The sequence below is a fragment of the Saccharothrix sp. S26 genome, from assembly GCF_021390395.1.
Classification (GTDB): domain Bacteria; phylum Actinomycetota; class Actinomycetes; order Mycobacteriales; family Pseudonocardiaceae; genus Actinosynnema.
In genome coordinates this window covers 149,496-167,643 of the sequence record NZ_JAJUWT010000012.1, presented here as the reverse complement: position 1 = coordinate 167,643, position 18,148 = coordinate 149,496, and the positions used below count along the sequence as shown (strand labels likewise).

Here is an 18,148-nt window from a genome sequence, read left to right as displayed (position 1 = left end):
CCCGGTCCGTGACCGGGCCGCTGCTCGTCGTGGTGGTAACCCACGGTACCAAAACGTGCACGCCGTGCAGCTTTGCTGCGGTGTAACTGACTGCATATTGGGCAAACTTGCACGACGTGCAAGTTTGGGTGATAGTTGTATGCGGCAAGCAACGCGAGGAGATGGGGGACGGCATGGACGCCGTCGCGCGGGAGCTGGAGGACCGGTTGCGCGACCTGCTCCGGGTCGTGCGGATGGTCAAGCAGCGGCACCACGCGCTGCCTCCCGGCCTGATCGGCACCCTGAGCCTGATCGACCGCGCCGGCGCGAACGCCACCGGGTGCCACGCCAAGGAGCTGGCGGTCCACGCCGGGCTCGACCCGTCCACGGTGAGCCGGGCGGTGGCCGCCCTGGTCGCCAACGGGCTGGTCGAACGACGTGCCGACCCCTCCGACGGTCGTGCCAGCATCCTCGTGGTGACCGAACGCGGCCGCACCGCGCTGGCCGAGGCCCGCGACTGGTACGACCGGCTGCTGGGTCGCGCGCTTGCCGACTGGAGCCCTGAAGAGGTCGTGGCGCTGACCGGAGCCCTGGGCCGCCTGACCACCGACGTCGAAGGAGCCCTCGGCTCCACCTTGGAGGCCGCGCGATGAGCGCACCCGCCACCACCAACGGCACGATGAGCCACCGCCAGGTCCTGGAGGCGCTGAGCGGTCTGCTGTTGGTGCTGTTCGTCGCGATGTTGAGCGGCACCGTCGTCTCGACGGCGTTGCCGCAGATCATCGGCGCGCTCAACGGCTCGCAGACGCAGTACACGTGGGTGGTCACCGCCACCCTGCTCACGGCGACCGCCACCACCCCGGTCTGGGGCAAGCTCGCGGACCTGTTCGACAAGAAGACCCTGGTCCAGGTCGCCATCGTGATCTTCGTGGTCGGGTCGGTGGTCAGCGGCTTCGCGCAGAGCGCGGGCCAGCTCATCGCGGCGCGCGCGTTCCAGGGCATCGGCGTCGGCGGCCTGCAGGCGCTGGTGCAGGTGGTGATCGCGGCGATGATCCCGCCGCGGGAGCGCGGCCGCTACAACGGCTACCTCGGCGGCGTGATGGCGCTGGCCACGGTCGGTGGCCCGCTGCTGGGCGGCCTCATCGTGGACACCTCGTGGCTGGGCTGGCGCTGGTGCTTCTTCATCGGCGTGCCGGTCGCGGTGATCGCGCTGTTCGTGCTCCAGGCCACGCTGAAGGTGAAGACGGTCCGGCGGGACGACGTGAAGATCGACTACCTGGGCGCGAGCCTGATCGCGGTGGGCGTGAGCGTGCTGCTGGTGTGGATCTCGTTCGTGGACAGCTCGTTCGCGTGGCTGTCGTGGCAGACCTTCGCCATGGTCGGCGCCTCGGTGGTGCTGCTGGGCGCGGCGGTCGCGGTGGAGGCCCGTGCGGCGGAGCCGGTGGTGCCGTTGCGGATCGTCAAGCAGCGCACGACGGCGTTGGCGATCCTGGCCAGCGTCGCGGTGGGCATGGCGATGTTCGGCGGCGCGGTGTTCCTCGGCCAGTACTTCCAGATCGGCCGCGGCTACACGCCGACCGAGGCGGGCCTGCTGACCATCCCGATGATGGTCGGGGTGCTGGGGGCGTCGATCGTGTCCGGGCGGCTGATCACCAAGACCGGCCGGGTCAAGCCGTACATCGTGGTCGGCGCGGCGACGCTGGTGCTCGGGTTCCTGGCGCTGGGTCAGATCGACCACGACACGTCCCTGGTGCTGGTCGGCGGCGCGATGCTGCTCGTCGGCACCGGCGTCGGCCTGAGCATGCAGAACCTGGTGCTCGCGGTGCAGAACACCGTGCCGCTGAAGGACATCGGCGCGGCCAGCTCGACCATCGCGTTCTTCCGGTCGCTGGGCGGCACGATCGGCGTGTCGGTGCTGGGCGCGGTGCTGGCCCGCCGGGTGGAGGACCACATCACCCGCGACCTGACCGCGGCGGGCATCCCCGTCAGCGGCGGGGGCGGCGGCAGCCTCAACCTCAACGTGCTGCCGGACGCGGTGCAGCACATCGTCCGCAACGCCTACGGTGACGCCACCGGGCACATCTTCCTGATCTCGGCGGCCATCGCGGTCGTCGGCGTGGTCGCGGCGCTGCTGCTCAAGCCGATCACGCTGCGCACCAGCCTCGACCTGGTGCAGGACAAGCCCAAGGTCGACGCGGCCCCCTGAGCGGCGCGGCACGTGGCCGGAGTTGGCGAGAACCCGTCGGGTTCTGGCACTCCGGCCACTGCCGTGTCGGCCGCGGCTCTCCTAACGTCCAGGACGACCTGATCTCCTGCGACGACAAGGACCGCCAAACCATGGTCGTGGTCTCGGCACTGCTCATCGGCGTGCTGTACGTGCTCGTGAACTCCTTCATCCCCGACCGGCACCGCCGACCGTTCAACGCGGTCATGGTCGGTGGCGCCGGCGCGGCCTACCTCAGCGGCGGCGGGCTGGGTCCGTGGGAGTTCGCCATCACCGCCGTGATCACCTGCTGCGCCTACCGCGGGCTGACCTCGTGGACGTGGATCGGCATCGCGTGGCTCGTGCACACGGCCGCGGACGTGGCGCACCACCTGCACGGCAACCCGATCGTGCCGTTCGCCGAGCACTCGTCGCTGGGCTGCGCGATCTGCGACCCGGTGATCGCCCTGTGGGCGTTCGCGGGCGGTCCCGGCTTCCGGTCAACGACCCCCGCAGCACTGGTGCGGGCTCTGCGCCTCCGCCGGCGCCAAGCCGCCGACCGGTAGGGCCGGGAAGCTCGACGTCGTCACGGGCCGACCCCGTGGCGACGACGACCCGGCGGTCGCGCTACTGCTCGTTGACGTACCAGCGCTGGTCGGGGTCCGAGACGTCGCACGCCTGCGGGCGAGGGCTGCGCTCGTGCCCGTCGTAGGTCAGGCAGGTGTCGAACTCGTGGTTCACGAACACCCGCGACCCGCCGCTGCCTTCCCGCCACCACAGCTCCCCGGGGTCGTCCGGGTTCGCACGGGCGGCCTTTGAGGATGCCGCCGATCGCGGCCGCGCACAGGCCGGTCCCCCCGTTCCTGATCAGGTCCGCACCGCTGCCCAGGCGCCACAGCCGCCGGTCGATCACCAGCGCGACCACCAGCTTGCGCACCACGCAGCGCGTCCGTCCCGCGCTCACCGGCAGGTGGGCGAACACCGGTGATCGCGCCGGGGGTCGACCGTGCCCGCGATCAATGACCCCCGCAGCACTGGTGCGGGCTCTCCGCCTCCGCCGGCCGCAGCACGCCGCCGACGGCGGGCTCCACCAGTAGCAGCACTTCGCCGTCCCGGCACACGGGCCGCACGAAGCCCAGTGTCTCGACCCGGTCGGTCGGCGTCACGGCGACACCGATGCCGACCACCCGGTCGATCGCGGACACCGCCACCACCTCGGCCGCCGTGTGCGTGCCGGTGAGCGCGGACTGACCGGGGAACCGGACGCACCGCCCGTCGGCCAGGTCGCGGCCCGCCCGGGCAGCGCGCGCCTCGGGCGTGTCGGAATCGTCCAGCAGCGCCACCGGCCCGCCCAACGCGCGCGCCAACCGGGCCAGGTCCACCTCGCCGTCCACGCGGGCCGACACGGTGGTGACGGCGACCGGCCCGACCCGGTCGACGTGCGTGCACACGAAGTCCGCGGCCACCCCGTCGAACGCCGCCAGCAGCAGCGAGTCGACGTGCGCCGCGCCGTGCTCGCCGGGCAGGGCGGGCACGGCGCCGAGCCAGGTCATCAGATCACGTCCACGAACACCGGGTTCGCGTAGAACCACAGGTCCGACCACGGGTCGGCGTCACCGATCACGTCCATCACCGGGTGGCCGTCCGAGGTCAGCCGGTTGCCGTCCGAACCGCGCAGCCGCAGGTAGAACGCCTCTTCCACGCGGCGGAACGTGTGCGTGAACCGGACCGTGCCGCGCGCGGTCCGGGCGACCTCGAACGACTTCACCACCTTCGTGCCGGGAGCGGCGAACGCGTCGCGGTCGACCGCCGGACCGGTGACGCGGCCCGCGATCAAATCCACCTTCGCCGGCCGCGGCACCACGCCCGCGAAGTTCGCGCCACGCGCCAGGTCGACCTCGATCGCCACCTCGACGTCGTGCCCGCGCCGGACGAACGTGCGGCCGCCGATCGTGACACCCCGGTTGTCGCCCTCGCCGAGCGAGCGCACCCGCAGGTGCAGCCCGTCGACGAGCCGCCCGTGCACCGCGACGACCTTGCCGCCCTGCATGCCGCGCATCACGTCCATGTAGGACTTGGAGTCCGCGCCGACCAGGGTGGAGCTGTAGAAACCGGGCCAGTAGTCGCCCTCGACCTGCGGCACGCCGGTGTCGATGGGCGCGCCCTTGCTGCCGGTCGTGTTGTGGTCGCCAGCGCCGGGCTTGTGGGTGTCCAGGTGCACGCGGTGCGCGTCGGACGTGGCGGTGACCCACCACGGCCTGCCCTCGGCCAGCAACGAGTCCCACAGGCCGCCGACCTTGGCGGTCATCCAGTCGAAGCCGCCGTAGGTGCGGTACGGGTTCTCCGTCGCGGTCGGCGCGAAGCCCGGGAAGCTGTCCTGGTTCGGCGAGGCGTCGTAGAGCCCGCGGGCGGCGCCGCGGCCGCCGTTCGCGGCCGGGATGCCCGCCGCCTGGTGACCGGGCGCGCCCTCCATGCCGACCGCCACGCCGGGCGCCGCGTCGCGCCAGCCGCGGAACTCGTGCGGGCTGTCCACACCGCGCCGCGACGGGTGGTTGGCGAACATCAGCGCGATCTCCGTGCGGCCGGACAGCACCTGGGCCTCCAGGAACCGCAGGGCGGCCAGCGCGTACGGCTCGCCGTCGGCGGAGGTGGAGCGGGTGATCAGGCCCTTGCCGCCGCCGGCCACCGGCGTGGACAGGACCCCGCCGTCGTAGGCCGCCTCGAACGCGCGCAGGATGTCCACGGTGGACCGGCCGGGCGGCAGGAACACCGTGGCGTGCTCGGCGCCCGGGATGTTCCACTCCAGACCCTGGTAGACCAGCACGTCGCGGTGCGCCTTGCGCGCCTGCTCGATGTCCGGCGCGACCTGGCCGATGGAGAACTTCTCGTGCGCCACGCCGCCGTGGTCGGTGATGACGACCCAGTCCAGCCCGTGCTCGCGGGCCTTGGCGACCTGCTGGGCCACCTCGTACTGGCCGTCGGAGGAGTACTTGGTGTGGATGTGGTGGTCGCCCGCGAACCAGCGCGCGCGTCCACCCCAGGGGTTCACCGGGGTGCCGGGCCGGTCGCCGTGCGCGTGGGCGGGCAGCGCGCCGAGCGTGGTGGCCACGCCGGCCGCGCCCAGGCCGGCCAGGAACCGGCGTCGCGCCACCGAGAGCGGCCGGTCGTCCTGCGCGTCGCGCCAGCTGCCCTCCACCTCCTCGTGGGCGTGCTCGTGGGTGTGGTCGTGGTGGTGGTGCGACATGCGGTACTCCGATCATGACCAGAACGGCGGCAGGCCGAAGTATGGGTTCGCGGCCCCGCGCCGGGTGGTGCGCCGAGTCGAACTCCCGGTGAACAGTTCGGCGTGGGCGGCCGTCAAGACCGCGTAAAGGTCCGGGGGTCGCCCGCGCGGCCGGGCGGGCGCGAGCACACTGAGGCCCGTGGAAGGCAAGCGCAAGCGCGGCGAGCTGAGGATCTACCTCGGCGCGGCGCCGGGTGTCGGCAAGACGTTCGCCATGCTCGGCGAGGCCCACCGGCGCAAGGCCCGGGGCACGGACGTCGTGGTCGGCCTGGTGGAGACGCACGGCCGCGAGAACACCGCGGCGCTGCTGGACGGCCTGGAGCAGCTGCCCCGCCGGTTCGACGCCGAGCTGGACCTCGACGGCCTGCTGGCGCGCGCGCCCGAGGTGGCCGTGGTGGACGAGCTCGCGCACACCAACGCGGCCGGCTCGCGCAACGCCAAGCGGTGGCAGGACGTCGAGGAGCTGCTGGACGCGGGCGTCGACGTGCTGTCCACGGTCAACGTGCAGCACCTGGAGTCGCTCAACGACGTGGTCTTGCGCATCACCGGGGTGCGGCAGCGCGAGACCGTGCCCGACGAGGTGGTGCGGCGGGCCGAGCAGGTCGAGCTGGTCGACCTCACGCCCGAGGCGCTGCGCCGTCGCCTCGCGCACGGCAACGTCTACGCCGCGCACAAGATCGACGCGGCGCTGGGCAACTACTTCCGGGTCGGCAACCTGACCGCGTTGCGCGAGCTGGCCCTGCTGTGGCTGGCCGACCAGGTCGACGTGGCGTTGCAGCGCTACCGCTCGGAGCAGCGCATCACCGACACCTGGGAGACCAGGGAACGGGTCGTGGTGGCGATCAGCGGCGGCCCGGAGAGCGAGACGCTGATCCGCCGCGGCCGGCGCATCGCGGCCCGCGCGGGCGCGGAGCTGATGGTCGTGCACATCCTGCGCGGCGACGGGCTGACCGGCGTGTCGCCGCAGCCCGTGACCGGGCTGCGGCGGGTCACCGAGGACGTCGGCGCGACGTTCCACACCGTGGTCGGCGACGACGTGCCGACCGCGTTGCTCGACTTCGCCCGCGGCGTGAACGCCACCCAGCTCGTGCTCGGCACGTCCCGCCGGTCGCGGCTGGCCCGGGTGTTCGACGAGGGCATCGGGGCGGCCACCATCCAGGCGTCCGGGCCGATCGACGTGCACATGGTCACCCACGACGAGGCGCGCCGCGGTCCGCGGCGGTGGAGCGGGCCCGTGCACTCGCGCGACCGGGCGTTGCTCGGGTGGGCGCTGGCCGTGCTGCTGCCGGCGGTGGTGACGGTGATCGGGCTGGTGTGGCCCGACGGGCTGTCGACGTCGACCGACCTGGTCGGGTTCTTCCTGGCCGCGGTGGCCGTCGCGCTGGTCGGCGGGCACGGTCCGGCGCTGCTGGCGGCGTTCCTGGGCGCGGGGCTGCTGAACTTCTTCTTCACCCCGCCCTACTACAGCCTGGCCGTGGCCACCCCGGCGAACGTCGTGACGCTGGTCGCGATGGTGGTGGTGGCGATGGTGGTCGCGGTGGTGGTGGACCGGGCCGCCCGGCTGGCCGAGCAGGGCGCGCGGGCCCGCACCGAGGCCGCGTTGCTCGCCTCCTACGCGCGCACCGTGCTGACCAGCCCGTTCCCGCTGGCCCGGCTGCTGGAGAAGGTGCGGGAGAACTTCGGGCTGGAGTCGGTGGCGCTGCTGGAGCGGCGTGACGGCGAGTGGGAACGGGTGGCGTGCGTCGGGCCCCTGCCGTGCGCCGAGCCGGACGACGCGGACGTGGACGTGCCCGTGACGGCGGACGTGCACCTGGCGTTGCGCGGCCGCACGCTCCCTGCGGCCGACCAACGGGCGTTGGAGGCGGCGGCCGGTCAGGCGCTGATGGCGTTGCGGCAGCAGCGGATGGCGGCCGAGACCGCCGAGGCGCAGCGCCGCGCGGAGACCACGGAGCTGCGCACCGCGTTGCTGTCCGCGGTGGGGCACGACCTGCGCACGCCGCTGACGTCGATCAAGGCGGCGGTCGGCAGCCTGCGCGACGCGGACCTGAGGCTGTCCGAGCAGGACACCGCCGAACTGCTGGAGACCGTCGAGGTGTCCGCGGACCGGCTGACCGGTCTGATCGACAACCTGCTCGACTCGTCACGGCTGGCCACCGGCGCGGTCGTGCCGCAACTGCGCGCGGTGACCTACGACGAGGTGGTGGCGCGCGCTCTGGCCGGCATCGACGAACGCGGCACGGTGTCCGTTGACGTGGCCGAGCACCTGCCGCCCGTGCTGGCCGACATCGGCCTGCTGGAACGCGTGGTGGCCAACGTGGTCGACAACGCGTTGCGGCACGGCAGGCTCACCCCGCGCCGCCTGGTCGACGTGGACGGCGACGGCCGCATCCAGGCCGACGAGCCGGAGATCGCGGTGCGGGCCAGCGCCTACGGCGACCGGGTCGAGCTGCGGGTGGTCGACCACGGGCAAGGGCTGCCGAAGAACACGGCGAGCGCGGTGTTCGCGCCGTTCCAACGCCTCGGCGACCGTGACGCCACACCGGGCGTCGGCCTGGGGCTGAGCGTGGCGAAGGGGTTCGTGGACGCGATGGGCGGCGCCATCACCGCGGAGGACACGCCCGGCGGAGGGCTGACCATCGTGATCTCGATGCCGATCGCCGCGGTGACGACGGCATGACCGACGACGGCACGACCACGGTGCTGGTGGTGGACGACGACCCGCAGGTCGTGCGCGCGTTGCGGATCTGCCTCAACGCCCACGGCTACCGGGTGCTCACCGCGTCGGACGGCGCGGCGGCGTTGCGCGCCGCCGACCAGGGGCCCGACGTGGTCGTGCTCGACCTCGGCCTGCCCGACCTCGACGGCGTCGACGTGATCACGGGCCTGCGCCGCGTCACGACCGCGCCGATCGTCGTGCTGTCGGCGCGGCTGGACTCGGCGGACAAGGTCCGCGCGCTGGACGCGGGCGCGGACGACTACGTCACCAAGCCGTTCGGCGTGGACGAGTTCCTGGCCCGGCTGCGGGCGGCCGTGCGGCGGTCCACCCGCCGGCCCGCCGAGGTCGCCGAGCCGCCGGTGCGCGCCGCGTCGTTCACCGTCGACCTGACCGCGAAGAAGATCCACCGGGACGGGGTCGAGGTGCACCTCACGCCGACCGAGTGGGGCCTGCTGGAGGCCCTGGTGCGGGCCGGCGGCGAGGTGCTCAGCCCGCAACGGCTGCTCACGCAGGTGTGGGGGCCGACCTACGCGTCGGCCACCCACTACCTGCGCGTGTACCTCGTCCAGTTGCGGCGCAAGCTGGAGCCGGACCCGGCCCACCCGCGGCACCTGCTCACCGAACCGGGCCGGGGCTACCGCTTCCAACCCTGATCAGGGTCGGTGCCGCGCGGTGATCAGGTTCCACTTGACGGCCTTGACCGTGCCGTCGGCGGTGGTGCTCTCGCCGACGATCGTGCCCCGGTCGTTCAACGCGGTCGGCAGGCTGCGCGCGCCGCCCAGGGAACGCAGGTAGGTCACCGTCCCGTCGCGCCACAGGAACGCGCGGGGCTCGGCGGCGTCGCCGGCCCTCGTCCAGCCGATCACATCGCCGCGCTCGTTGACCGCCACCGCCTCGGACGGGCCGGGCACGCCCAGGTCGACCGGCCCGCCGCCGCCACGCCAGAGCACGGCCTTGCGGGTGCCGTCGAACTCCGTGGTCCAGCCGACGGTGTCACCGCGCTCGTTGAGCGCCTGCGGGCCGTACGTCACGCCCCCGGACGTGCTGAGCACCGTCACGCCCGACCCCTCCCAGCGCAACGCCAGGGTGTCGCGGTTGCCGACGACCACACCGGCCTCGTTGATCCCCCTGACGGAGTACATGCCCGTGCCGGGGGCGGCGGCGAGCGGTTCGCACTTCGAGGGGGTCTCGCAGCGGAACGCGTACCTGTCCCCGCTGAACATGGGCAGCTTGTTGCCGGCGACCACGCCCGCGTCGTTGATCGCGGTCAGCCCCAGGTGAGGTCCGCTCAACGGCAGGGACTGGTGCCGGCCGTCCTGCCACACCACCGCGTTCTCCTGGTGGTAGCCGTACGGCGACGAGGAGAACGTCATCGGCACCGAGCCCCTGGCGTTGATGGCGGTCGCGCTGACCCAACCCGAGCCGCTGGGCGTGATGTCGGTGACCGTCCCGGCGTGCCAGATCCGCGGCCGCTGGACGTACGGGCCCGTGGCGCTGTCGGGCTGCTCGATCAGCACCTGGCCCAGCTGGTTGAGCGCCGACGGCCGGCCGAGGCCGAGGTCGGTGGCCGTGCCGCCGGGTGACCAGAGCACCGTGTGCGCCGCGCCGTTGCCGGAGGTGGAGCCGACGATCTGGCCGAGGTCGTTGACCGCGCTCGCGTGGTGGCCGGGGTAACCGGCCAGGCCGGGGAGCGCGGTGACCAGGACGACCGCCTGCGCGGCGGGCGCGGTCACCAGGGGCAGGGCCACGGCCAGCGCGACGACGGCCGCGGGCGTGCGTAACTTGGGCATGGTCGCTCCATTGCGAGATGTCCGCTGAATCGATTTCGACCGTAGTCGCGGCACGCCGGCCCCGGCGTCGGCCGGACAGTGGAATCAGCGGGAGCCGGTGAGGGCGCCCGGAGCGTCCCGGTCAGGACCCGTCCGGTTGACCGGCGGTGTGGTCGACGCCGCGTGACTGATCCGCGGCCTGGCGACTCCGAATGGTCGCGATGACGGCCACGCGGCGGCTGGGCCAAGTGGGTGTCGGGTCCATGGATGCGCTGCCCCGAAGCAACGTGGTGGCTCTCCGAGGTGTCTTAGTCACAGAGTGCAGTGGCGGCCACCGGTGCCGCCACGGTGAGGGGGAGTGCGCATGTCCCGCAGAACCAAGGCATCCGGGCTGGTCGCGGTGGTGGTGATGGTCGCCGCGGCGGTACCGGCCGCGGCCGGGCCGGAGCGGACGCCGGCGCGACCGGCCGGCGTGCAGCCCGCGGGCACGGTCACGTTGGTCACCGGTGACGTCGTCACCGTGCACGGGAACCGTGCCCGGGTGCGGCCCGGGGCCGGGCGTGCCGACGTGCGGTTCGTGCAGCGGGTTGACGAGCACGGCGACCTGCACGTGCTGCCCACCGACGTGCTGGCCGACGTGCGGTCCGGTCGGGTGGACGAGCGGCTGTTCGACGTCACGGGCCTGATCCGGGCCGGGTACGACGACCGGTCGACCCGCGTCACGCCGCTGATCGTGACGTCGACCGGTCCGGTGGTGGCCGGTGAGCCGCTGCCCAGCATCGGCGGGTACGCGGTCGAGGCGGCCAAGGACGGCTCGTTCTGGGCCGGCGCGCGGGCCGCGGGCGTGGCGGAGGTGTGGCTGGACGGTCCGGTGCGGGCCACCCTGGACCGCAGTGTCCCGCAGGTCGGCGCGCCGGCGGCGTGGTGGGCCGGGCACACCGGCGGGGGCGCGAAGGTCGCGGTCCTGGACACCGGCGTGGACGTGACGCACCCCGACCTCGCGGGCGCGGTCGTGGAGTCGCGCAACTTCACCGCGAGCCCCGACACCGACGACCGGGTCGGCCACGGCACGCACGTCGCCGCCACCATCACCGGCTCCGGCCGGTACCAGGGCGTCGCGCCGGACAGCACGCTGCTCAACGGCAAGGTGCTCGGCGACCAGGGCGGCGGCTACGAGTCCGACATCATCGCGGGCATGGAGTGGGCCGTGGCGGCGGGCGCCGACGTGGTCAACATGAGCCTGGGCAGCTCCCTGCGCACCGACGGCACCGACCCGATGTCGCTGGCCGTCAACCGGCTCACCACCACCAGCGGTGCGTTGTTCGTCGTCTCGGCGGGCAACAGCGGTCCGTCCGACCAGACGATCGGCAGCCCCGGCGCGGCCGACCTGGCGCTCACGGTCGGCGCGGTGGACCGGTCCGACCGGCTCGCGGAGTTCTCCTCGCGGGGGCCGCGCTGGTACGACGACGCGCTCAAGCCGGACATCACCGCGCCGGGCGTGGACGTCGTGGCGGCCAAGGCGAAGAACGGCCGCATCGGCACCCCGGCCGGTGATGGGCACGTGGCGCTGTCCGGCACGTCGATGAGCGCGCCGCACGTGGCCGGCGCCGCCGCGATCCTCGCCGCCCAACACCCCGACTGGACGGCCGCGCAGCTCAAGGGCGCGCTGATGGCGAGCGCGAAGCCCAACCCCGACTCGACCGCGTACGAGCAGGGCGCGGGCCGGGTGGACGTGGCCGCGGCCGTCACGCAGTCGCTGGCGGCCGAACCCGCGTCGCTGAGCCTGGGCGTGGCGCTGTGGCCGCACCACGACGACCAGCCGATCCAGCGGAAGATCGTCTACCGCAACACCGGCGCCGACCCGGTGACCCTGACCCCGGCCGCCGACCTGCGCGACCCGGCCGGCAACCCCGCGCCCGCCGGCATGGTCGCGTTCTCGCCGACCTCGCTCACCGTGCCCGCGGGTGGTGAAGCCGCCCTCGTCGTCACGGTGGACACCGCGCTGGACAGCCCGGACGGCCGATACAGCGGCGCGGTGGTCGCCACCGGCGCGGCCACGCCGCTGCGCACGCCGGTGGGCCTGACCAAGGAGGTGGAGAGCTACGACGTGAAGCTCACGTTCCTCGACCACACCGGCGCGCCCACCCCGGAGTACTTCTTCCGGTTCGTCGACATGGACCACCGCAAGGCCTACGTCGACCACGACCCGTCCGGCACGGTCGTCGCCCGCATGCCCAAGGGCACCTACTACGCCGACTCGTTCATCCAGACCAGCGCCACCCGGCAGTTGACCCAGGTGCTGGAGCCCAGCGCCACGGTCACCGGTCCCGCCGAGTTCGTGTTCGACGCCCGCGCGGGCAAGCCGATCGCGTTGTCGGTGGACGAGCCGGGCGCGGAGGTCGGCCACACCGAGGTGTACTTCAGCCGGACGGCGTCGTGGGGTGAGACCGGCTCGGGCTTCATCGGTTTCCGCCCGGGCGACGTGCTGTTCGTGCCGTCGAAGACCTCCGCGCCCGGCGCGGCGAGCTTCGAGGTGGCCGGGCGCCTGGCCAGGCCCGACGGCACGGGGAACTACGTCGGCAGCCCGTACCAGTACTCGGTGTCCTGGCGGCACGACGGCGCGGTGCCCGAGCGGCTCGACCGCGCGTTCCTCCGCCGTGACCTGGTGAAGGTGAGGTCGGTGGTCGCCTCGGCCGGGTCGGGCACGGTCGGGTTCCGCGACCAGATGGCGGGCGGCCCGCTGCCTCAGGAGATCACCGAGTACTACACGCCGGGCGTCGACTGGTACGGCGACTTCCTCCAGATGCCCGGACCGCGCGCGTTCCCGCCGCAGGCGTCGCAGTCGACCGCGCGGCCGCGCCGGTTCACGTCGGGCCGACCCGCGTCGGAGAAGTGGAACGCGGCCGTCTTCGGGCCCGCGTTCCCGACCATGACCCGCGCGTACGACTGGGCCGGGCGGCTCGGCGACGAGGTCGCGGTGTCCGTGCCGCTGTTCACCGACCAGGACCCGAACCACTACGGGTACTCCGAGGTCACGGCGGCGAGGACGATGCTGAGCCGGGACGGCGCGGTGCTCGCGGAGTCGTCCTACGACGGGTACGTGTCGGGCGTGGTGCCCTCGGGCAAGGGCGTCTACCAGGTGCACACCGAGGCGCAGCGGTCCGGCGTGGCCGAGCTGTCCACCCGCGTGGTGGCCGACTGGTCGTTCACCTCGGAGCACGTGGCGGGCACGGACCCGGCGGCGCTGCCGCTGCTCGCGGTGCGGTTCGCGCCGTCGTTGGACGCCGGCAACCGGGCGGCGACCGGGCGGCCGTTCACCATCCCGGTGTACGTGCAGCGCAACGGCGTCACCGACGTCCGGGGCGTGGCCAAGCCCGCCGTGCAGGTCTCGTTCGACGACGGCGCGTCGTGGCGGCCCGCGCCGCTGGTGAAGGTGGGCGAGCGGTGGCTGGCGGCGGTCGTGCACCCGGCCGGCGCGAAGTACGTCTCGCTCAGGGCCCAGGCGCGTGACGCGGCGGGCAACGCGGTCGACCAGACGATCATCCGGGCCTACGGCCTGCGGTGATCGGCCTCCGGACGCGCCCGGTCACCGGCCGGGCGCGTCCAGCGGGTTGCCCGTGATGCGCTGCGCCCAGCCGTCGCGCATGAGCGCGGCGGCGGCGCAGCGCGGCTTGCGCCGGGCCTGGTCCTCGGCGCGCGGCAGGAACGCGTCGGCGAACCCGAGCCGCGGGTAGCGGGTCAGCACGGCGTCGGTGACCTGCTCGGAGAACCGGTCCACCCCGCGCCCGGACACGTCGGCGCTCACCGCGACCTGCAACAGGTGGCTCTCCGGGTCGTCGTCGGCGGGCACGTCGTCGCGCATGTGCAGCACGATGACCTCCGCCAACCGGTCGCGTCGCACGCGTCCCCACCCGGCGCCGGCCGCGAACACCCACGCCAGGTGCCCGCCCGCCTCCTCGAACGGCAGCGCGTGGCTGTCGAACGGCGGGGTGAGGGCGAGGTCGTGCAGCAGCGCGGCGACGTAGAGCAGCTCGCCGTCGTGGGCGATGTCCGCGTCGGACGCGTAGGCGACGGCCCAGGAGTAGGCGCGCAGCGAGTGGTTCAGCAGCCAGGGCTCGGCGTACTCGTGGGCCACCTCCAGCGCGGCGGCCGCGGCCTTCGAGTCGGGCCGGGTGAAGATGAAGTCCACGGAGGCGAGCCTAGGCGAGCGCGAACACCCGTGCGACGCCGAAGCGACGCGTAGCGGACCGCCGGGCGCGAGCGAGTCCGGCTGTGGCGCAGCAGCCGCATCGACCTGCCGTCGCGCGACCCGCGGGCCGCGGTGGGCGTCCCGTTCCTGGTCACCGGCACCGTGCGCGGCTCGTCGACGACCCCGATCAGCCGGGTCGAGGACACCACCGACGACGGCCGCACGTGGCACCAGGCCAAGGGCACGACCGAGTGGCGCCACGCGTTCACCCCGACCGAGCCCGGCTGCCTGTGCATCCTCGACTCGTTCGCCTGGCGCGGCGACGACGACCCGGACCCGGAACCGGTGGGGGTCGGCACCCGCGTTCGCTTCGACCGGCCGGGACGGGTGAGGGCGGCTACCGGTCGACGGAGTACTACCACACCGGGACGGTGGTCTCCGCGCCGTTCATCGCGCCGCACCACGGAGCCGCCGATGCGGGCGTGTGCCGCTACGGCGTCGGCGTGGGTCAGCCCGACGTTCGGCGAGTACGGCCGGTCCGCCGCGGACTACGACACGACGCCGTCGGCGACCAGGCCCGCCCAGATCGCCTCGCCGACCGCGGTCAGCGCGGACTGGGGCCGGATCATCACGGTGAACGTGCCGATCCGGCCCTCGGCGTCCAGCTCGATCAGGTCGATGCCCTCGACCCGCTTGCCGGCGACGACCGTGCGGAAGCGCAGCACGTGGCCGTCGGGCCCGTCGTACTGGCCGACGTACCGGAAGTCCTCGAACGTCCGCTGGAGCACGTTGAACAGGGCGCGCACGGTGTCGATGCCCTCGAACGGCCGGAACTTCACCGGGCTGTGGAAGGTGATGTCGTCGCTGAAGAACCGCGTCGCGCCGACGATGTCGCCCGCCTCGACGGCCGCCTTGAACCGCAGTGCCGCGTTCATCCGCTCCTCCTGGTCAGATCGTGGCCGCGAGCCGCGTGCCCTGGTCGATGGCGCGTTTGGCGTCGAGCTCGGCGGCGACGTCCGCGCCGCCGATCACGTGCGTGACGACGCCGCGCCCGGTGAGCGCGTCCACGAGGTCGCGCACGGATTCCTGGCCGGCGCACACCACGACGGTGTCGACGGCGAGCACCCGCGGCCGTTCCCGCTTCGGCCCGAACGTGATGTGCAGCCCCGCGTCGTCGATGCGCTCGTAGTTCACGCCGGTGAGCTGCTCGACGCCCTTGGCCGCGAGCGCCGCCCGGTGCACCCAGCCGGTGGTCTTGCCCAGGCCCTTGCCGATCCGGGACGCCTTGCGCTGCAACAGGTACACCTGGCGCGCGGGCCGGGCGGGCCTGGGCGCGGTGACGCCACCGGGCGCGTGCTCCGGGTCGGTGACGCCCCACTCGGCACGCCACTCGGCCACGTCCAGGGCGGGGGAGGAGGCGTGGGTCAGGAACTCGGTGACGTCGACCCCGATCCCGCCCGCGCCGATCACCGCGACCCGGTCGCCGACCGGCGCGCCGTGCCGGACGACGTCCACATAGGACAGCGCGCGCTCCACGCCGGGGATCGCGGGCACGCGGGGCGTGACGCCGGTGGCGATCACGACCTCGTCGAAGCCGACCACGTCGTCGGCGGTGACCCGGACGCCGAGGTGGAGCGCAACGCCGGTCAGCTCGACGCGCCGCCGGTAGTAGCGGATCGTCTCGGCGAACTCCTCCTTGCCGGGGATGCGGCGGGCGATGGCGAACTGGCCGCCGATGTCGTCGTCGGCCTCGAACAGCTCCACCCGGTGCCCGCGTTCGGCCAGCGCGGTGGCCGCGGCGAGCCCCGCCGGGCCCGCGCCGACCACCGCCACCCTCTTGGCGCGACGGGTCGGCAGCAGGGTCAGCGTGGTCTCGTTGCCGGCGCGCGGGTTGACCATGCAGGACGCCTTCTTCAGCGAGAACGTGTGGTCCAGGCACGCCTGGTTGCACGCGACGCAGGTGTTGATCTCGTCGGCGCGACCGGTCTCCGCCTTGCGCACCCACTCCGGGTCGGCCAGGAACGGGCGCGCCATCGACACCATGTCCGCGTCACCGCGCGCCAGCACCTCCTCGGCGACCTCCGGCATGTTGATCCGGTTCGAGGCGACCACCGGGATGCCGACGTGCGGGCGCAGCTTCGCGGTGACGTTCGTGAACGCCGCCCGCGGCACGGACGTGACGATGGTCGGCACGCGTGCCTCGTGCCAGCCGATGCCGGTGTTGATGATCGTCGCGCCGGCCGCCTCGACCTCCTGGCCGAGCGCCACCACCTCGTCCCAGGTCTGCCCGTCCTCCACCAGGTCGATCATCGACAGCCGGTAGACCAGGACGAAGTCCGGACCGGCCGCCTCGCGGCAGCGGCGCACGACCTCGACCGCGAGCCGCCGCCGGTTCGCCGGGCTACCGCCCCAGCGGTCGGTGCGCTTGTTCGTGCGGGGCGCGAGGAACTGGTTGATGAAGTAACCCTCGGAGCCCATGATCTCGACCCCGTCGTACCCGGCCTCGCGGGCGAGCGCGGTGGCGCGGGCGAACGCGTCGATCTGCGCCCGCACGCCCCGGTCCGACAGCGCGCGGGGCCGGAACTTGCTGATCGGGGCCTTGAGCGCGGAGGCGGACACGCTGAACGGGTGGTAGGCGTACCGGCCGGCGTGCAGCAGTTGGAGGGCGATCTTGCCGCCGTGCTCGTGCACGGCCTGGGTGACGACGCGGTGGTCGCGCGCTTCGCCGCGCGTGGTGAGCTTGGACGAGAACGGGTAGAGCCAGCCCGTCCGGTTGGGCGCGAACCCGCCGGTGACGATGAGGCCGACGCCGCCGCGCGCCCGTTCGGCGAAGTAGGAGGCCAGCGCGTCGAAGTCCTTGGCGCGGTCCTCCATGCCGGTGTGCATGGAGCCCATGAGCACCCGGTTGCGCAGGGTCGTGAAGCCCAGGTCCAGCGGCTGGAGCAGGGTGGGGTAGGCGCTCATCGCCGGTCGTCCTCCCGCAGCGCGACCAGCACCTCGTCGCACCACTCGACCAGCGCGCGCTCGGCCCGGATGCCGCCGCGCAGGACCAGGTGCTGGTGCAGCCGCCGGCCCGACAGCGCCGACGGGTCCGGGAAGTCCTTCTTCTCGACGGCGAGGTAGACGTCGAGGCGTTCGGCGTGCAGGTCGCGGTGGCGGGCGACCTCGTCGACCAACGCCGCCGGGTCGCCCAGCGACGCGCCGCGGACCTTCACCGACAGGTCGTGCCGGATGGTCTCCGGCTCGCCGGGCGAGGCCAGCCACCGGGCCAGCTCCGCGCGGCCGGCGTCGGCCACCTCGTACACCTTCTTGTCCGGCCGGCCGTCCTGGGCGACCTCGTGGCCCGTCACCCAGCCCAGCTCCACCATGCGCTTGAGCGTGCGGTAGATCTGCTGGTGGGTGGCGGCCCAGAAGAAGCCGATGGACTTCTCGAACCGCCGGGCCAACTCGTAGCCCGAGCCCGAGCGCTCGTCCAGCGACACGAGGATCGCGTGCTCCAACGCCATGGCGGTGACCGTAGCTGTGCAACGGCGTGCAGTGCAACAAGTTGCATAGGTGGCTCCTGGCAGCGCGGCGCACCGGCCGCCAGGAGCCCTCCCGGTCAGGCGTCCTTGACGCAGGCGCTGGCCACGTAGCCGTCCCAGCCGATGTCGCCGCGGAAGTCGATCGGGATCCAGCCGTTGGCGTTGGTGAGCCCGCAGGCGGTGTACTTCCCGCCGGTCTCCACCGGGTAGCAGGACAGCTTGTCGTTCTTGCTCACGGTCTTGAGGACGTCGTAGTTCGTGCCCTTGCCCGCCCGCACCTTCAGCTTGTCGGCGGTGACGATCACGGAGCCGTAATCGGAGCAGGTGGCGGCGGGCAGCGGGGCCCGCGGGTCGGACATCGGACTGGGGTCGGCGCCGGCGACGCCTGCGGAGGTCACGCAGCCCAACAGCGTCGCGCCGATGGCGATCACGGACTTTGCCTTGTTCATCACTACCGCCTTGTTCGATGGTGTCTGGTCCGGCGG

General features: G+C 73.3%; 14 protein-coding genes. 6 read left to right on the top strand and 8 right to left on the bottom strand.

The window, feature by feature from the left end; all coding sequences use genetic code 11:
• The first annotated feature begins 116 nt into the window (after positions 1 to 116).
• The 3 genes from LZG04_RS20890 to LZG04_RS20880 all read left to right on the top strand — a co-directional run bounded on the left by LZG04_RS20890 (position 117) and on the right by LZG04_RS20880 (position 2,748).
• Positions 117 to 632 carry a MarR family winged helix-turn-helix transcriptional regulator gene (locus tag LZG04_RS20890; protein WP_233819438.1) on the top strand — a complete coding sequence of 172 codons (516 nt, stop codon included), beginning with the start codon at positions 117 to 119 and terminating at the stop codon, positions 630 to 632.
• Positions 629 to 2,185 carry an MDR family MFS transporter gene (locus tag LZG04_RS20885; RefSeq protein WP_233819437.1) on the top strand — a complete coding sequence of 519 codons (1,557 nt, stop codon included), beginning with the start codon at positions 629 to 631 and terminating at the stop codon, positions 2,183 to 2,185. Before LZG04_RS20890 ends, LZG04_RS20885 begins: the two co-directional genes overlap by 4 nt.
• 131 nt (positions 2,186 to 2,316) lie before the next feature.
• Entirely contained in the window at positions 2,317 to 2,748 is a 432-nt protein-coding gene (locus tag LZG04_RS20880; protein WP_233819436.1) for a DUF6010 family protein, read from the top strand.
• Between the two features lie 450 nt (positions 2,749 to 3,198).
• Here LZG04_RS20880 and LZG04_RS20875 read toward each other — a convergent pair whose 3' ends face one another.
• Together LZG04_RS20875 and LZG04_RS20870 are read right to left on the bottom strand one after the other, a co-directional pair.
• Positions 3,199 to 3,735, bottom strand: coding sequence for a hypothetical protein (locus LZG04_RS20875; protein ID WP_233819435.1), 537 nt, complete (start codon positions 3,733 to 3,735; stop codon positions 3,199 to 3,201).
• Positions 3,735 to 5,426 (bottom strand): PHP domain-containing protein, encoded by a 1,692-nt coding sequence (locus LZG04_RS20870; RefSeq protein ID WP_233819434.1) that lies wholly within the window; start codon positions 5,424 to 5,426, stop codon positions 3,735 to 3,737. The genes LZG04_RS20875 and LZG04_RS20870 overlap by 1 nt, the downstream gene beginning before the upstream one ends.
• Before the next feature lie 178 nt (positions 5,427 to 5,604).
• Here LZG04_RS20870 and LZG04_RS20865 point away from each other — a divergent pair, with 178 nt between their 5' ends.
• Together LZG04_RS20865 and LZG04_RS20860 are read left to right on the top strand one after the other, a co-directional pair.
• Complete coding sequence (locus tag LZG04_RS20865; RefSeq protein WP_308199208.1) at positions 5,605 to 8,142, top strand: DUF4118 domain-containing protein; 2,538 nt, start codon at positions 5,605 to 5,607, stop codon at positions 8,140 to 8,142.
• Positions 8,139 to 8,834 (top strand): response regulator, encoded by a 696-nt coding sequence (locus LZG04_RS20860; protein ID WP_233819432.1) that lies wholly within the window; start codon positions 8,139 to 8,141, stop codon positions 8,832 to 8,834. The genes LZG04_RS20865 and LZG04_RS20860 overlap by 4 nt, the downstream gene beginning before the upstream one ends.
• Here LZG04_RS20860 and LZG04_RS20855 read toward each other — a convergent pair whose 3' ends face one another.
• Positions 8,835 to 9,971, bottom strand: coding sequence for a hypothetical protein (locus tag LZG04_RS20855; RefSeq protein ID WP_233819431.1), 1,137 nt, complete (start codon positions 9,969 to 9,971; stop codon positions 8,835 to 8,837).
• A gap of 343 nt (positions 9,972 to 10,314) precedes the next feature.
• Between LZG04_RS20855 and LZG04_RS20850 the strand changes: the two genes are divergently transcribed.
• Positions 10,315 to 13,515 carry a S8 family serine peptidase gene (locus LZG04_RS20850; RefSeq protein WP_233819430.1) on the top strand — a complete coding sequence of 1,067 codons (3,201 nt, stop codon included), beginning with the start codon at positions 10,315 to 10,317 and terminating at the stop codon, positions 13,513 to 13,515.
• A gap of 21 nt (positions 13,516 to 13,536) precedes the next feature.
• Here the strand turns inward: LZG04_RS20850 and LZG04_RS20845 are convergent, their stop codons facing one another.
• From LZG04_RS20845 to LZG04_RS20825, 5 genes are all read right to left on the bottom strand, one after another.
• Positions 13,537 to 14,139 (bottom strand): HD domain-containing protein, encoded by a 603-nt coding sequence (locus LZG04_RS20845; RefSeq protein WP_233819429.1) that lies wholly within the window; start codon positions 14,137 to 14,139, stop codon positions 13,537 to 13,539.
• Between the two features lie 548 nt (positions 14,140 to 14,687).
• A complete protein-coding gene (locus LZG04_RS20840; RefSeq protein WP_233819428.1) occupies positions 14,688 to 15,074 on the bottom strand; it encodes a nuclear transport factor 2 family protein in 387 nt (128 codons plus the stop codon).
• 13 nt (positions 15,075 to 15,087) lie between these two features.
• The gene (locus tag LZG04_RS20835; RefSeq protein WP_233819427.1) at positions 15,088 to 17,103 is read right to left on the bottom strand and encodes an NADPH-dependent 2,4-dienoyl-CoA reductase; all 2,016 of its coding nucleotides are present in this window, start codon (positions 17,101 to 17,103) and stop codon (positions 15,088 to 15,090) included.
• The gene (locus tag LZG04_RS20830; RefSeq protein ID WP_233819426.1) at positions 17,100 to 17,645 is read right to left on the bottom strand and encodes a PadR family transcriptional regulator; all 546 of its coding nucleotides are present in this window, start codon (positions 17,643 to 17,645) and stop codon (positions 17,100 to 17,102) included. Before LZG04_RS20830 ends, LZG04_RS20835 begins: the two co-directional genes overlap by 4 nt.
• A gap of 95 nt (positions 17,646 to 17,740) precedes the next feature.
• Positions 17,741 to 18,112, bottom strand: coding sequence for a hypothetical protein (locus tag LZG04_RS20825; RefSeq protein WP_233819425.1), 372 nt, complete (start codon positions 18,110 to 18,112; stop codon positions 17,741 to 17,743).
• Positions 18,113 to 18,148: the final 36 nt, after the last annotated feature.

What these genes read in the sequence shown, in the direction of transcription:
- LZG04_RS20840 (WP_233819428.1), bottom strand. Translation starts at nt 15,074, where the DNA reads ATGAACGCGGCACTGCGGTTCAAGGCGGCCGTCGAGGCGGGCGACATC.
- LZG04_RS20830 (WP_233819426.1), bottom strand. Translation starts at nt 17,645, where the DNA reads ATGGCGTTGGAGCACGCGATCCTCGTGTCGCTGGACGAGCGCTCGGGC.
- LZG04_RS20880 (WP_233819436.1), top strand. Translation starts at nt 2,317, where the DNA reads ATGGTCGTGGTCTCGGCACTGCTCATCGGCGTGCTGTACGTGCTCGTG.
- LZG04_RS20885 (WP_233819437.1), top strand. Translation starts at nt 629, where the DNA reads ATGAGCGCACCCGCCACCACCAACGGCACGATGAGCCACCGCCAGGTC.
- LZG04_RS20870 (WP_233819434.1), bottom strand. Translation starts at nt 5,426, where the DNA reads ATGTCGCACCACCACCACGACCACACCCACGAGCACGCCCACGAGGAG.
- LZG04_RS20850 (WP_233819430.1), top strand. Translation starts at nt 10,315, where the DNA reads ATGTCCCGCAGAACCAAGGCATCCGGGCTGGTCGCGGTGGTGGTGATG.
- LZG04_RS20860 (WP_233819432.1), top strand. Translation starts at nt 8,139, where the DNA reads ATGACCGACGACGGCACGACCACGGTGCTGGTGGTGGACGACGACCCG.
- LZG04_RS20825 (WP_233819425.1), bottom strand. Translation starts at nt 18,112, where the DNA reads ATGAACAAGGCAAAGTCCGTGATCGCCATCGGCGCGACGCTGTTGGGC.
- LZG04_RS20835 (WP_233819427.1), bottom strand. Translation starts at nt 17,103, where the DNA reads ATGAGCGCCTACCCCACCCTGCTCCAGCCGCTGGACCTGGGCTTCACG.
- LZG04_RS20875 (WP_233819435.1), bottom strand. Translation starts at nt 3,735, where the DNA reads ATGACCTGGCTCGGCGCCGTGCCCGCCCTGCCCGGCGAGCACGGCGCG.
- LZG04_RS20855 (WP_233819431.1), bottom strand. Translation starts at nt 9,971, where the DNA reads ATGCCCAAGTTACGCACGCCCGCGGCCGTCGTCGCGCTGGCCGTGGCC.